At 36.0% G+C, this 14,989-nt stretch carries 16 protein-coding genes; 1 reads left to right on the forward strand and 15 read right to left on the reverse strand.

Annotated features, from left to right (window positions below; genetic code table 11):
* Nucleotides 1-2: 2 nt before the first annotated feature.
* The 7 genes from NSA47_RS06965 to NSA47_RS06995 form a co-directional block, all read right to left on the reverse strand.
* Nucleotides 3-542 (reverse strand): ECF transporter S component, encoded by a 540-nt coding sequence (locus tag NSA47_RS06965; protein WP_257530370.1) that lies wholly within the window; start codon nt 540-542, stop codon nt 3-5.
* 252 nt (nt 543-794) lie between these two features.
* Nucleotides 795-1,592, reverse strand: coding sequence for an ABC transporter ATP-binding protein (locus NSA47_RS06970; protein WP_257530372.1), 798 nt, complete (start codon nt 1,590-1,592; stop codon nt 795-797).
* Nucleotides 1,567-2,460 carry an ABC transporter permease gene (locus tag NSA47_RS06975; protein WP_257530374.1) on the reverse strand — a complete coding sequence of 298 codons (894 nt, stop codon included), beginning with the start codon at nt 2,458-2,460 and terminating at the stop codon, nt 1,567-1,569. Before NSA47_RS06975 ends, NSA47_RS06970 begins: the two co-directional genes overlap by 26 nt.
* A complete protein-coding gene (locus NSA47_RS06980) occupies nt 2,460-3,488 on the reverse strand; it encodes an ABC transporter substrate-binding protein (RefSeq protein ID WP_257530376.1) in 1,029 nt (342 codons plus the stop codon). Before NSA47_RS06980 ends, NSA47_RS06975 begins: the two co-directional genes overlap by 1 nt.
* Nucleotides 3,489-3,777: 289 nt before the next feature.
* Nucleotides 3,778-4,197, reverse strand: coding sequence for a HutP family protein (locus NSA47_RS06985; RefSeq protein ID WP_257530378.1), 420 nt, complete (start codon nt 4,195-4,197; stop codon nt 3,778-3,780).
* Nucleotides 4,198-4,297: 100 nt separating this feature from the next.
* Entirely contained in the window at nt 4,298-4,621 is a 324-nt protein-coding gene (locus tag NSA47_RS06990; protein ID WP_257530380.1) for a hypothetical protein, read from the reverse strand.
* A 73-nt stretch (nt 4,622-4,694) separates the two neighbouring features.
* The gene (locus tag NSA47_RS06995) at nt 4,695-5,423 is read right to left on the reverse strand and encodes a GNAT family N-acetyltransferase (protein WP_257530382.1); all 729 of its coding nucleotides are present in this window, start codon (nt 5,421-5,423) and stop codon (nt 4,695-4,697) included.
* 334 nt (nt 5,424-5,757) lie between these two features.
* On the opposite strand from NSA47_RS06995, the gene NSA47_RS07000 reads away from it, so the two are divergent.
* Complete coding sequence (locus tag NSA47_RS07000) at nt 5,758-7,839, forward strand: methyl-accepting chemotaxis protein (protein ID WP_257530384.1); 2,082 nt, start codon at nt 5,758-5,760, stop codon at nt 7,837-7,839.
* Between the two features lie 62 nt (nt 7,840-7,901).
* Here the strand turns inward: NSA47_RS07000 and NSA47_RS07005 are convergent, their stop codons facing one another.
* From NSA47_RS07005 to NSA47_RS07040, 8 genes are all read right to left on the reverse strand, one after another.
* Nucleotides 7,902-8,474 carry a manganese catalase family protein gene (locus tag NSA47_RS07005; RefSeq protein ID WP_257530386.1) on the reverse strand — a complete coding sequence of 191 codons (573 nt, stop codon included), beginning with the start codon at nt 8,472-8,474 and terminating at the stop codon, nt 7,902-7,904.
* Nucleotides 8,475-8,493: 19 nt separating this feature from the next.
* Entirely contained in the window at nt 8,494-8,745 is a 252-nt protein-coding gene (locus NSA47_RS07010; RefSeq protein ID WP_257530388.1) for a spore coat protein CotJB, read from the reverse strand.
* A complete protein-coding gene (locus NSA47_RS07015) occupies nt 8,745-8,906 on the reverse strand; it encodes a spore coat associated protein CotJA (protein WP_257530389.1) in 162 nt (53 codons plus the stop codon). Before NSA47_RS07015 ends, NSA47_RS07010 begins: the two co-directional genes overlap by 1 nt.
* A gap of 137 nt (nt 8,907-9,043) precedes the next feature.
* Nucleotides 9,044-9,991: an AEC family transporter gene (locus NSA47_RS07020; protein ID WP_257530391.1), complete on the reverse strand. Its 948-nt coding sequence runs from the start codon at nt 9,989-9,991 to the stop codon at nt 9,044-9,046.
* A 132-nt stretch (nt 9,992-10,123) separates the two neighbouring features.
* Nucleotides 10,124-11,653 (reverse strand): galactarate dehydratase, encoded by a 1,530-nt coding sequence (garD, locus tag NSA47_RS07025; RefSeq protein ID WP_257530393.1) that lies wholly within the window; start codon nt 11,651-11,653, stop codon nt 10,124-10,126.
* 189 nt (nt 11,654-11,842) lie between these two features.
* A complete protein-coding gene (locus NSA47_RS07030) occupies nt 11,843-12,805 on the reverse strand; it encodes a hydroxyacid dehydrogenase (protein ID WP_257530395.1) in 963 nt (320 codons plus the stop codon).
* Nucleotides 12,806-12,910: 105 nt separating this feature from the next.
* On the reverse strand, nt 12,911-14,431 hold the full coding sequence (locus NSA47_RS07035) for a tripartite tricarboxylate transporter permease (protein ID WP_257530397.1): 1,521 nt from the start codon (nt 14,429-14,431) through the stop codon (nt 12,911-12,913).
* A gap of 11 nt (nt 14,432-14,442) precedes the next feature.
* Nucleotides 14,443-14,940 carry a tripartite tricarboxylate transporter TctB family protein gene (locus NSA47_RS07040; RefSeq protein WP_257530399.1) on the reverse strand — a complete coding sequence of 166 codons (498 nt, stop codon included), beginning with the start codon at nt 14,938-14,940 and terminating at the stop codon, nt 14,443-14,445.
* Between the last annotated feature and the right edge of the window lie 49 nt (nt 14,941-14,989).

Genomic DNA, 14,989 nt, shown 5'->3' on the forward strand with positions numbered 1-14,989 from the left:
TCTCAATAAAGTTTTAACTTTTTCAGTGTGGCAATTAAAGGTAATCCTATGACTGCCCCTACAAGAATTTGTATGGCATTGCCAGGTATAGAGGTCACAGGTACACTCCAATTACCATATAGTATACCTTCGGTAGCATAGTATCCTGCAATCATCCAGATTCCCCCTAAAATGATTCCAATAATATTCCACCCAAGCTCCCTAGACTTTTCTCCCTTAGTATAGGCAATGCTCCCTATGATATATCCCATGACTCCCCTTACAATAAAGGTAAAGGGTGCCCAAGCTGCCCAGCCTGAAAATATATCAAATATAGCCATCCCAAAAGCTCCTGCTATAGCTCCTTTTTTCTTTCCATAAAGAATGGATGAAACAATGAGAGCACCGGTGCCTAGGTGTATCAGTCCTCCATTAATGGATATAGGTAGACGAATATTGATAAATGCAGTTGCCACAAATACTATGGCGATTAATAAAGAAGTAATGACTAAATCCTTGGTATTGTACTTTTTATTTTCTACTAGTTGATTTGTACTATTCATATCGATATCCCCCTTTGTGTAGGTCAATTGTTTTCTGTTCTTGAATATCCTCTGCAATACTCCATGACTCTCACTAGACATCCCACTGCCTTTATGTCCTTGCATCCATCTATTCTTTATTGTAATATTATCTTTTTTTCTCTACAATCATTTGCCCGTACAATTTTTATATTTTCCTAAAGTGTATGGTTACACACAAAAAAGAAAAGCAATAAACTTATAAGTTTATTGCTCTATGGACTACATATCCTTTTAGGATGAAAACAACATTTCATCAGTAAGCATTGCCTCTGGTTGGCTTTGTTGGAAATAGCTTAGGAGTTTTGGTATGGTTAAATTCTTTTTTTCCTCTCCCTTGCAATCTAGTATTACTTTCCCTCTATGGAGCATAATAATGCGATCTCCCATTTCAATAGCATGTTTTAAGTTGTGGGTAACCATTAAAGTTGTCATCTGTTTTTTCTTGACTATCTTTTCTGTTAAGGCAGATATTACTTCAGAGGTTTTAGGATCTAGAGCTGCCGTGTGTTCATCTAATAATAAAATTTCAGGACTGGTCATGGTAGACATAATTAGTGCTAAAGATTGTCTTTGTCCTCCTGAAAGTAGTCCTACCTTAGTATCTAAATTGTCTTCTAAGCCTAGGGAAAGTTCCCTAAGAATTTCTTTAAAGCCTGGGATATCTTTTTTTGAAATACCGGGAAATAAATTAAATTTCTGGCCTTTATGATTGGCCATGGATAGATTTTCTAATATGGTCATATGGGGTGCCGTTCCCCAAGTAGGATTTTGAAATACCCTCCCCATGTATTTTGTTCTTTTATGTTCTTCTAAAAAAGAGATATCCCTATCTCCAATAAGAATTTTTCCTTGGTCTTGTATTATAGATCCTGTAATGATATTTAGCAAAGTAGACTTTCCAGCTCCATTGCTTCCAATAATGGTGACAAACTCTCCTTTGTTAATTTGTATAGAAAAATCCTGAAAGATACTTTTTTCATTGATGGTACCAACGTTAAAGGTCTTAGATAGATTTTGAATGTGCAACAATGGAACCACCCCTTCTTTTTTCTACTTTCTTCCAAGGCAGGGCTATGCCCTTTCCATAAACCGATAAAATCATCACGACAATCACAGAGGTAATCAGCTTTAAGTCTGTGGAAGGTAGCTTCAAGCGCAGGGCTAAAGCCGTACTTCCTTTATATAGGATGGACCCTAGAAGAACCATTGTCGTGGGTACCATAAGAGATATTTTTTTAAATACCATTTCCCCTATAATAATTGAGGCCAAACCCATAACAATGATACCGCCACCCATGCCAACATCAGAAAATCCTTGATGTTGAGCTACAGCAGATCCCGACAAGGCTACTAAGCCATTGGAAATCATCAATCCCAAGCATTTAATCCTGCCCTTGTCTATCCCCAGGGACGTCACGAGAATAGGATTATCTCCTACGGCATTAACCAAAAAACCTAACCGCGTCTTGAAAAATAAGTCTAGAATAATTTTTATAACAATGGCGAGCATGGAAAGAATAATCAAAGGGTGAATCTTTCCGTCAAAAATAGTTTCAAACTGAAATAAAGCTACATTGGCCTTGCCCATTATTCTAAGGTTAATGGAATATATTCCTGTCATAACGAGGATTCCTGAAAGCAAATTGGTGATTTTAAGTTTTACATGAAGAAGTCCAGTAATTAATCCTGCCAGCATTCCCCCTATCAAAGCAAGCAAAGTAGCTATCCAAGGATTGACCCCAAAGGCCATAGCCGTTGCAGTAATGGAAGCACCCAGAGGGAAGGTTCCATCTACTGATAAATCCGGAAAATCCAATAATCTATAGGTAATATATACCCCCAGTACCATTATTCCGTATAGTAAACCCTGTTCTATTATATTACCTATAGCTCCCATTAGTCTTCCACACTCCCTTCTATAAACTGAGCCTTCTCTTTTATATCCTCTGGAATGCTAATGCCTAGTTTTTGGGCACTGCCTGTATTGATCAACAATTGGGTCTTTTCCCAGATGGCAATAGGTATATCCTGGGGGTTTTTCCCCGATATAATTTCTTCTGCCATCAATCCTGTTTGGAAGCCCAACTGGTAATAGTCAATGCCTTCAGTGGCCAAGGCCCCTGCTTCCACGTGAGCCTTTTCAGCCCCAATGATTGGCACTCCTTTTTTACTACATTGATTCCCTATTAAAGACATGGAGGAGGCCACTAAGTTGTCTGTAGGAACATACAATACATCCATATCTCCTATTAACGCATCTAAGGCCTGGGGCACTTCATTTACACTGGTTATCCCTGTAGGAATAATTTCCAGAGAAAATCCTTTGGCGATTTCCTCAGCCCTTTTAATCTGTATCTCTGAATTTACTTCACTACTATTGTATAAAATGCCCACCCTCTTAGCTTGAGGTAACAATTTTTTTAAAAGTTCAAATTGCTTTTCAATAGGTGCTATATCACTAGTACCAGTCACATTGGTATTGGGCTTTTCTAAGGATTGCACAAGACCTGCCTCCACAGGGTCAGTCACCGCTGTCATCAATATAGGAATATCCTTGGTGACATTATAGGCAGCCTGAGCAGAAGGTGTTGCAACAGCAAAAATTAAATCTACATCTTGAGATACAAAGTTTTGAGCAATGAGTTGGGTTGTTGCCATATCCCCTTGAGCATTTTGAAATTCAATTGATAGATTTTCTCCATCTTTATATCCTTTTGAGGCCAAAGCATCAATAAATCCTTCCCGGGCACTATCCAATGCCTGATGTTCTACAAGTTGGGATATGCCGATTTTAAAAACCTTCCCCTGCTGCACTTCTAAATTTTTCCCTTCCATACTCCCAGCATCATTAGCTGCACATCCCCACAAAAGTAAAGATACCAAAACCATACAAACTACCATAAAAACTCTTCTTTTTCCTACCATACTCCCATCCTCCATCTTGTTATTTTTCTTTTTTTCAACAAAAAAACTCTCCCTAGGAGAGTTATGTACATTGGCAAATAAACCATACCCTGATTTATAAAGATATAAAAAGGGCATAGATGCAATATTCTCCTACCATTTTACCATTCTACTTTGTCTACTACGCTACTATGGGCAAAGCCTTTTGCCCTCTACAAAATACTTAAGCTACCATTCTACAAGAAATTACAGATGATTATATACAATATTGAGTCCCTTGTCAACATCATTTTCTGATATTTCTGTATTTTTATTTCATGTCCGGTAAGGAACGATGTCCTAGCCCAATGACCACTTCATTGAGATGCAGTAGTCCAATACTCATAAAGATGCATACACTGATATGCTCCCCTGATCTTGCTATACCTATTTTTCCCCCAGCATTTAGACCTGTAGCCTTAGGAGCTACCTGCATGATTGCTTCTCTCGCCGCCCCTGCTACTGCCCCATCATGCACATGGCTCTCCTTGATAATGCCGCTTCTTTTTGCTGCCACAAGAGAGCGTTCTATAATCTTGGGAATGGAAGAAATCAAATCTCCCCCGAAATCTACTCCTGTAGCTAATATCCCCTTTTCTCTATAGTCTTTAATTAATTTTTCCTCTGCGCTTCTATTGGATATAGACATTTCTACAGCCACCTTGGCCACATCTACACTTCCCCAGTTCACTATCTCTCCTCCTCTTTGGCTCTCTTTATTTTCATTATAGCCCTGGTAAAGAAATAAGTAAAGAAGGGAAGATGTATGCAAAGAGGTTTTGCTCCTCTTTTTATAGGCAGTTTAGAGATTTTTTATTCTCCCCAGATGTGGCAGATGTATTAACAATTACCTTTAATCTTCTCATGCTGCGATATAATTCATATAGCTTTTCATATTGTTTTAAGGATAAATAGTTCTGTTCATAATAATATACTAAGACCTTTTTCTGCACATCATTTTTATTGATAATTCTCCGTTTTAATCTATGATAATATAATTGTCTTAACCACGGCTTGCTTTTGAACCATTTTGCAATATTTCTAAGCCACATCATAATTTCATCCTTGTATAAGGTTATAACCACACCTAGTATTAATCCCGGAATAAAATTCACTTTTATCCCTCCTCTTAAAATTACTAGTTATTGTATATATATGTGTATACCCTGATTAAGATTAATTAATTAGTTATCTACTGCCATAGGAAATCTTATAACTATCTTGATCTTTTTCAATTGCAAAGCCCTCATAGCCCCTTTTTAACAGATTGGATTGTTCTTTAATATCCTTGTGATCAATGGCTATAATCTCTTGATAGACTTTTTCTTGATTTTCCCTTAAATCCCTATGAAGAATATATCGCAAACTTCCCCCATATCCTCCGCTTCTTGCCTTTAGTTCTTTAATCCTCAACTGGTAATCTAAAGTGTTTTTCAAACTATGATAATTATAGGGGGAAATGGTGCTTAGGATATGCCATAGCCTTTTTTCTCTAGCTAGATTAAAAATGTATTCCAAAGTTTTTTTCTGTATGCCGTTTCCTCTATAATCAGGGTGCACTACAGTAGCCTGTAAATAAATTACTTTTCCCAATTCATTCTCTGGAAGACTTATCTCCCTTCCTATATTGTATGCTGCGTCCCCTGGAAACTTTACACTGCGATAGGCTACTAGCTCGTCCTTCACAAAAATGCCTAAAGCCAGACCTTTATTGGACTTTAACACCTCTTGTAATAAAATCTCTCTGGATGAACTGGCAAAAACCTCTGAATTTTCGATATTCTTTACCACAAAGTCCTTTAATTCCATAATTTTATCTATATCCTTTTGATTTAAATCCCTCATAAAGTATTCCACTTCTTTAAAGGTATCCCTTTCCTTTTTTTTCAATATTCCTTTTTCTATTGTATGTAGCATAAACTCCCTCCTATATTTCATTTATCCTATCTCATTAAATTAACATATGTAGATTGTTAATTCCATATTCAAAGGTGGTAGTTTTTATATTTAAACCAATATAGCTAAAGCTATGTCTCAACCATAGTCAATTCATCTACACAACTGAAGTCTCCATGTATTCTTGGCTACTTGATAAAAATCTCTTTGTAAAGGATTTACACTTAATTTCTCCTTCATGTATTTATCCTTTACATAATTTTATTATATCTTTTTTCTTAGTAGAATTTTAGCATTTATTGTCGATAAATACCTATACACACAAACTATTCATTACTACCTAAGGAGGTTCACTATGTCATTGAAAAAATCTCACCACAAAGTGAAAGACATGCGAAAAAAAGCAAAAAATAAACGTAAGAAAATGGCTTTAAGTATTGGGAATAAAATACTTGTACCTGTTCTACTTATTGTCTTCTTATCTATTTCTACCGTGTCTCTTTATTCTTATTATCTGCAAAAAGGAATTCTCCAAAGAGAAATGGAGGATATTGTTAATAATGGTTTAGATCAATTTTTAACCCTTAAAGATTCCGGAGAAAATCAATCAAAGATATTAAAAGAATCCTTAAAGGAAAATTATTTAAAACAAGCCCGGGCAGTGGCCCAACTCATTGCATCAGATCCAACCCTGCTTGAAACCCAAAATATGCATAAACTTGTATCTAAAATTGGAGTAGATGAAATTCACGTTACTGATGAAAAGGGGGTTATACGTTGGGGAAATGTGGAAGATTTCTATGGATTTGACTTTGCCCAAGATAAACAAACCTCACCTTTTTTAGAAATCTTAGAAGATGCTCATTTTGAATTGGCCCAAGACCCACAAATTCGTGGTACCACCAAAGAGCTTTTTTTATACGTAGGTGTCCACAGAATAGATAAACCTGGTATCGTACAAGTGGGCGTAAGACCCGAAGAAATAGAGACTTTACTGGAAGAAACCAGTTTAGAAAAGGTTCTTTTAAATAGCAATCCTGGCTATGATGGTTATATCTATGCTACAGATTTACAAGGCAATATTGTCATCCATCCTTCCCAGGATAAGGTAGGGGTGAAGATTGGAGATTACAAATGGGGGCAGGAAATTCTTGAAAAAGATCACGGTACCATTACTTATACCTTTGAAGAGATTGAGAAAGTTGCCTATTATCATAAATTAGAGGATAAGTTAATTATTGCCACGGTACCCACCAAGGTCTTTATGGAATCCTTGAGCACTCTTAGAAATAACATTATCATCGCCCTCATTGTTGCCATATTATTATCTATGGGTATCATTTTCCTCTTAACAAAACGTTATATTGTAAGGCCTGTAGGAGAAATGGTCGCTTTGATGGCTCAAGCAGAAGAGGGTGACTTTACCGTACGTTCTAGTAATGAGAGTGAAGATGAAATTGGACGTTTGGGGATAAGCTTTAACAAAATGATTGAAGATATTGCCCAGCTAATTCAAGAAATTATGAATACATCTTACACCCTTAAAAACTCAGCTGATACCCTAGCCAGTGTGTCTGAAGAATCTGCTGCCACCACAGAACAAGTGAGTGAGGCAATTCAAGAGGTGTCGAAGGGTGCCATTGAACAAGCCCATGATGCCGAAAACAGTTCCCATCTATTTATGAATATGGCTCAACAATTGGAAATCATCTCTCAAGAATCAGGGGATATGATAAAGGTTTCTCAAGAGGGAGAAAAGATTAATCAGGAGGGGGTAAATACTCTAGGTCAATTAATGACAGCTACAGAGACCACCAATAAATCTATGGATACTGTCTATGAGATGATATCCCAATTAAGTGATAAATCAAAACAAATCGGGGAAATCGTAGGTACCATTACCGCTATTGCTTCTCAGACCAATCTTTTAAGTTTAAATGCCAGTATAGAGGCCCAAAGAGCCGGGGAAGCTGGTAAGGGTTTTGCTGTCGTGGCTGATGAAATTAGAAAACTGGCTGAACAGTCCAGCCGTTCTGCTGACAATATTTCTAATATTGTTAAAGATATTCAAGGAGAGGTAAAAAATACAGTAAATACTATGGAAGAAATTAAAACAGTAACTGGTCAACAAAATCAGAAGGTATTCCAAACTGAAAATATGATCCATATTCTAAGCAAAACTTTTAAAGATATTATTGAAGGAATTCAGCGGGTAAATCAATCCATTGAAGGTATTTTAATACAAAAGGACAATGTTTCAGAATCCATCCAAAACATTTCCGCAGTGTCAGAAGAAACCTCTGCCTCCACCCAAGAGGTGCTGGCTTCTACTCAAGAACAAAGTGCCACAGCCCAAGAGCTTACTGCAAGTGCTCAAGAGCTAAACAATATAGCCGAAACCTTAGCAGAAGAATTGAGGCATTTTAAGGTAAAATAAAAATATCTAACAATACAAAAATGGCTCCTATTAGGGAGTCATTTTTGTATACATTCTTTTATTTAGTAAAACTTTTTCTTCTGTTCATATTCCTCTAATAGCTCTAATATCTCTCCAAAACGTTGGAAATGTACGATCTCCCTTTGTCTTAAAAATCTTAAAGTATCTGTTACTCCTGGATCATCGGACAATCGAATTAAATGCTCATAGGTGGCTCTAGCTTTCTGCTCTGCTGCCATATCTTCGTGCATATCTGCTATAGGATCTCCTTTTCCATTAAAATAAGTTACCGTGAATGGTGAACCTGCTGCATTATGGGGATAAGGATTTTTCCCATGATCCGCATAATGTCCTTCAAAGGGTGTCCCTTTAATTTGATCGACTGAAGCATTCTCTACTAATTTCCACGCTAATGTCCCCACCATCTCCCAGTGAGCAAGTTCTTCGGTACCTATATCTGTTAAGATTGCCTTAGCTTCACCTAAAGGCATATAATAACGCTGATGAAGATATCTCAAGGCCGCAGCTATTTCTCCATCGGCCCCTCCAAATTGTTCTAAGATCATTTGGGCTAAAGTCGGATTACAAGTATCTACTCTTACTGGATATTGCAATTTTTTTTCATATAACCACATTACTCATTCTCTCCTCTCTCTACATATTCCATGGCCATGGTTCTTCTACCCATTTAAATGGATATTGGCTAGGGGAATATCCAAAATTCACTAGGGGACCATATCTAGCTTCATATTTACATCTTAATCCGTACAATTGTTTAGAATAGGTGTTAAATTCCATTAAAGCCCGCTGATCTGTTGGATGTGTATCTAAATAGAGATTTAATTCTACAAGTACAAATTCTATGGCTTGGATTTCTTCCAAAGCTCTACGACGTTCCTTATCCATTATCTACACCCCTTTTCTTCTTTATATTCATATGGCCTATAAAGTTCTGGAAAAAGGGTTCCCTTTCTAAGTGCCTCCATTGGGGGATAAGCTTTGGTATAGCATTGGTAAGGTACATAAGCCCTTGCTAGCTCTGGCTTTTTATAAGGGTCTGTATACATAATCTCTCCTCCTTTTAATGCTTTCTTTCCAATATCATCCTATGCGCATTTTAAAAAAAGGTAACAAAAAAGCCTATTACTATGAAGCAATAAGCTTTTTAAGAGGTTAGTGGTTTTTATTATGTATTTTATCAATATTATATGATTTCCATTGTTTTAAAAGCCAATATAAAGATAGTCATAAAAACTACAGATAAAAGTGTCGTTACCATAACGATATTAGATGCTAGCCCCTTATCTCCATTCATAGCTGCTGCCATTGTAAAAGATACTGTAGCTGTGGGAACGCCAAATAATACATAAACTAGGAAAATATCATTATTATTGAATCCCATAAATAATGCGGTTACTACAGCAATCAAAGGGATAAGTCCTAGTTTTAAAACACTAGCAACAATAATAGGTTTAATACTATCGGTTATCTTTTCAAAATCAAAGGTCGCTCCTATAGTAATTAAAGCTAAAGGTGTAGCTAAATCTTGAAAGTATTTCATGCTACGGGATACAAAAATTGGGACTTTAAGATTTATTGCTGATGCTAATATTCCAGAAAATATTGCAATAATCAAAGGATTCTTCACAATTTTTAAAATAGTATCTCCTACATTGGTTTTCACCTCTTTACCGATACGATTGAAGGAAAAAATCATTACTCCTAAAATGTTATATAAGGGGATAATTAGTGCAACAACCATGGGTGCCTTAATACCAATAGATCCCATAACGTTTTCTAAAACAGAAAAACCTATATAGAGGAAATTCCCCCTAAAAGCCCCTTGAATAAATGAACCTCTTTGACTTTTTTCCTTTATCACTCCATAGGAAATAGCCCAGCATAAAATGGCACTAAAAATAGTTCCTAAAATAGCAAAGGAAAAAAATTGGATATCGAGAGCCTCTTTAATGGTAACCTGTCTTACATCATTAAAAAGTTTAATAGGAAGGGCTACATAAAAAACCATTTTATTTGCTACCATAATGAAGTTATCATTAATAACACCATTCTTTTTTAGCAAATATCCAATACTCATTACCAAAAATATAGGCAGGGCAACATCCAAACTAAAAATAAGATTATATATCATTTACTTTTCCTCTCATCACATATGCATAAAGTCAGTATTTAACGGTCTCTACATATTTATTTTAAAACCTAGATTCTACCTTTCTCATATTTCATCGGCATAAAACCTATCAACTTTTCATTATTATGCGCCCTAGGTAACTGGGGCTGGATTAAACAAGCACAATGCATTTTGAATACCCCAATAATCTGCCCACGCCTTTTTGTTCCCACTAGCGATTTGAAGGATTAATTCAAATATTTCTTGTCCAATTTCTTTTATAGTTGCTTCTCCTGTAGCAATTTTCCCTGCATCAACATCAATGAGATCTTTCCATTTGTTTGTCAAGGCTGTACGGCTTGCCACTTTAATCACTGGTGCCATTGCTAACCCATAGGGGGTACCCCTTCCAGTAGTAAATACCTGTAAAGTAATACCTGATGCTAACTGGCAAGTACCACATACAAAATCACTGGCAGGAGTTGCGGCATATACCAAGCCTTTTTTTCTTACTTTTTCGCCAGGGGATAAAACCTCTACTATAGTAGTACTGCCCGATTTTGCAATAGAACCTAGGGATTTTTCTACAACATTGGCCAATCCACCTTGTTTATTTCCAGGAGTGGGATTAGCATCTCTATCTACACTTCCTAAGTCCAAATAATTATCATACCAAGCCATCTCATCTTTTAATTTTTGTCCTACTTCTTCATTAATGGTTCTTGGGGTTAAAAGATGAACCCCATCTCTAACCTCTGAAACCTCAGAAAATAAAACCGTTGCCCCGGCACTGACCAGTAAATCAGCTGCATATCCCACTGCAGGATTTGCAGTAATCCCTGAAAAAGCATCACTGCCTCCACATTGCAGACCTATAACAAGATCTGATGCAGGACATACTTCTCTTACTCTGTTATTTAAACGTTCCAAACATTCTCGGGCCTTTCCTACGATTCTTTCAACCATTATTTCAAAACCATGCTCATCTTGCAGTATTACAACGTTTTCTTGCTTTATATGTGTAAAAAGCCTATTAGGAAGAAGTTTTTCACATCCCAAGCTAACTACCATTAGCTCTCCGCCGAAATTTGGATGGGTTGCAAGGTTCCTCAAGGTTCTAATAGGTACCGTTGCCTCTGGTGCATCAATCGCCACACCACACCCATAATTATGATTAATAGGCATGATACCATCTACATTTGGATAGTTGGGCAATATATCCTTCTTTATTCTCTCTACAGCAATATTCAATACCCCTTCTACACATTGAACGCTTGTGGTAATTCCCAACATATTTTTTGTTCCTACACTACTATCGGGATTTCGATATCCTAAAAAAGTATATTTCTTTTGCAGGGGCAAAGTTTTAGATATCTTTGTAGCTACAGGAAGTTCCTCTAATTTTGGGGCCACAGGCAATTTTACCTTATGCTCATCTATCCAACTTCCCTTCGGAATATCTTGCTTTGCATACCCTATAATTTCACCATATCTAATAATTTTGTCTCCTAGCTCAAAATCTACAAGAGCAATTTTATGACTCTGGGGAATGTATTCAATCGCCATTAATCCTTCCTTAACCTGGGTTCCTTTCTTTATCCCTTTATCATTAACTACAGTTTCTACATTGTCCTGTGGATGAACTTTGATCAATAAAGGGTTTGTTTCTTGAGTATTTTTCATTTTCTTACCCTCCTTCAATACTAATAGGCCATAGGACTACTAAGTTCAGTACCCTTATGGCCTATTAGCATTGTTTATACATTAATCAAGAGAAAATATATTAAAAAATCTGTTTTTTACAAACATATGATATATTTTAAGTTTTTAATTTGTCTATGTTAGTTCCTAATATTTCATTTAATAATTACCCTATCTTATTATAGGTTTATTTACCGGCCAACTGGGTATTTCCCCTGATAATACTTCATCAATACCCATAGCTGCATGTATTGCCATTCTCTGTGTAGCTTCCTTTGTATGAGAGGAATTATGTGGTGTTACTACTACATTATCTAGGCTGAATAATTCATTATTGTTCTCTGGTGGTTCTTGTTCATATACATCCAAACCAGCTCCAGCAAGTTGTCCCTCTTTTAATGCTACTATTAATTCCTTTTCATTTACGACATTTCCTCTAGAAGTATTTATTAAATATGCCGTTGTTTTCATCATTTGTAATTTTTCTCTGCCTACCATCCTCCTTGTTTTGTCCGTTAAAGGCAAATGTAGACTAATAAAATCAGCATTTTTAAATATCTCATCCAAATCTTCTACTAATTTTATATATGAATCGACGTTTTCTTGTTTTACATATGGATCATAGGCAATTACTTTCATACCTAATCCGTAAGTAGATTTTTGAGCTACAGCATTACCTATTTTTCCTAATCCTATCAAACCTAATATTTTTCCTTCTAATTCTATACCATGCAATTGGTTTCTTATTTCAAAATTGCCTTTTCTAAGCTCCTTATCACAAAAAACAGTATTTTTAGCCAAAGCAATAATGAATCCAATGGCTTGTTCTGCTACAGAGTTAGCATTAGATAAAGGAGCATTGGTGACATATATACCTAAATCAGTTGCAGCGTCTATATCAACATTGTCATATGCAACACCATGTCTTGCTATAACTTTTAATTTTTTTCCTGCTTCAAATACTTCACGAGGAAATGATGCGGTTCTAGCTAAAATTGCATCACAATCTTTGACATCCTTTTTAATATCCTCTACAGTGATTCCCGATCCCATCATTATTTCGTAACCTCTATCAATAAGATATTGCTTCCCTTCTTTTGCAATATCTTGTGGAATTAAGACCTTATACGCCATTTTTGTAATCCCTTCTTTCTCTAGCATTATTTATATTTTTTAATTAGTTAATGTTTTTTATTATCTCTTATATTCTTCTAAAAAACTCGTAAAAAACGTTTATGCTTAAACAACACTTCCGATTATATCTTCTTTTCTCTTACGAGCTTTTTTAACTTCACTAATTACATTCATCACTACCACAATAACTGTAATCACCAAAAATATTGCCGAAATAGGTTCTGTTAAAAATGGTGCATAGCTTCCTTGACTTTGCATGAGTCCTCTACGCAAATTTACTTCAAGAATAGGTCCCAAGATAAAACCTAGAATAAGAGGGGCTTTGCCGAATCCAAATTTCCCCATCAAATATCCTATTACTCCAAAGGCTAACATAGTCCATACATCAAACATCCTATTGTTCACACCAAATGATCCAATAACACAGAATGCCATAACCACTGGCAATAAAATATACTTTGGTACTGTAAGGATTCTTACAAAACCTCTCATTCCTGCAAATGCTGCAATAATCATAAAAATATTTGCAACAATAACCGCTGCGAAAATAGCATACACCAAATCCCCGTGATTGGTAAAAAGCAATGGTCCTGGTGAAATGCCATGAATCATAAACCCTGCTAAAAGTATTGCTGTTGTATTGTCCCCAGGAATTCCAAGAGTAAGTAATGGAACTAATGCCCCTCCGGTTGAAGCATTATTAGCTGTTTCTGGGGCCACGATACCATCAATGATTCCGGTGCCAAATTTTTCTGGATATTTAGAATACTTTTGTGCTGCTCCGTATGCAGCAATATTTGCTACAGACGCGCCCAAACCTGGAAGAATACCTATTCCAGTGCCTAATACAGCTGATCTAAAAGCATTTCCGATCTGACTAATAAATTCCTTCATAGAAAAACCAAAACCTTTTATTTTGTAGTCCACTACCTGAGCTTTGTTGCTATTGTCTTTATTTTTCTCTCCTGCATATTCTAATATCTGAGCGCCAGCAAATAAACCAATCAATGCTGGTAATAAGTTTATTCCAGCATCAAGTTCATAAAATCCAAAAGTAAATCGTGGAAAGCCAGTAATAGGAGCAGTACCAACAAATCCCATTGTTATGCCGAACATTCCAGCGATTAAGCCTTTTACCAATGAACCACTAGACAAACCTGCAATCATAGTTAAGGAGAATAAAGCAATAGAAAAGTATTCATAAGGACCAAATTTCAATGCAATCTTCGCTAAAAATGGTGATATAAATGCTAAAACAATTGCACTAAACAATCCTCCTATGAATGAAAACACAATTCCTACACCCAGTGCTTTTCCCGCTTCTCCTTTCTCTACCATAACAGAACCGTCAAAGGTTGTAGCAATAGATGCCGGCGTTCCAGGAATTTTCAGCAAAAGAGCTGAAATTAAACCTCCAGATGTACCTCCTATATATAAAGCAATAAGTAGGGACAACCCAAGTATAGGACTCATCCCAAAGGTAATTGGCAAAAATAAGGCAACTCCCATGGTTACCGTCATCCCTGGGATCGCACCGACAATAATCCCTATAACAACTCCACCTAAAATATACATAATAGTTTTAACCGTAAAAATTGATGCAAATCCTGCTAAAAGCATTTCCATAGTTTTCCCTCCTAACCGAGTATTCCTGATGGGATCATAATCTTAAAAACTACTGTAAATAAATAAAATACTAATACTGAAATTAATATAGCTATAATTGCAAGCTTTAATGGTTTCCTTTGTGTTCTACTAGTTAGAACAAAGAATTGTAAAAATAAATACACAGTGGTCGTAATGATAAAGCCCAGTATTTCCATCAGGGCAACGTATCCAATTAATAAAAATAGCGTAATGATTGTTGCATAGTCTTTGTTTTCTTTTTTGTCATCTAAAACATTCTGAGTTTTCTGTGTATCCAAATTCTTTTTCATTTTTAAATCCTTTTTACCCTGGAAAATTAAAGTTACTCCTAAGATTGCCAGGATTACAGCTGTTATTTTAGGTAGAAAATCTGCCCCTATCTTTACCTCGGTCATTAATTCCTGTATTCTAAAGCTAGCTGTAAAAAGTATTACGGCAAATAATAAAACAAAACTGCCCGAGTAAATATCCCTATGTTTGATATCCAATTATTTTCACCCCAATTTCAATTTAAAAGGTATGATTAGTATACTTTAG

Source organism: Irregularibacter muris, assembly GCF_024622505.1.
In the GTDB taxonomy this organism is placed as follows: Bacteria; Bacillota; Clostridia; order Eubacteriales; family Garciellaceae; genus Irregularibacter; species Irregularibacter muris.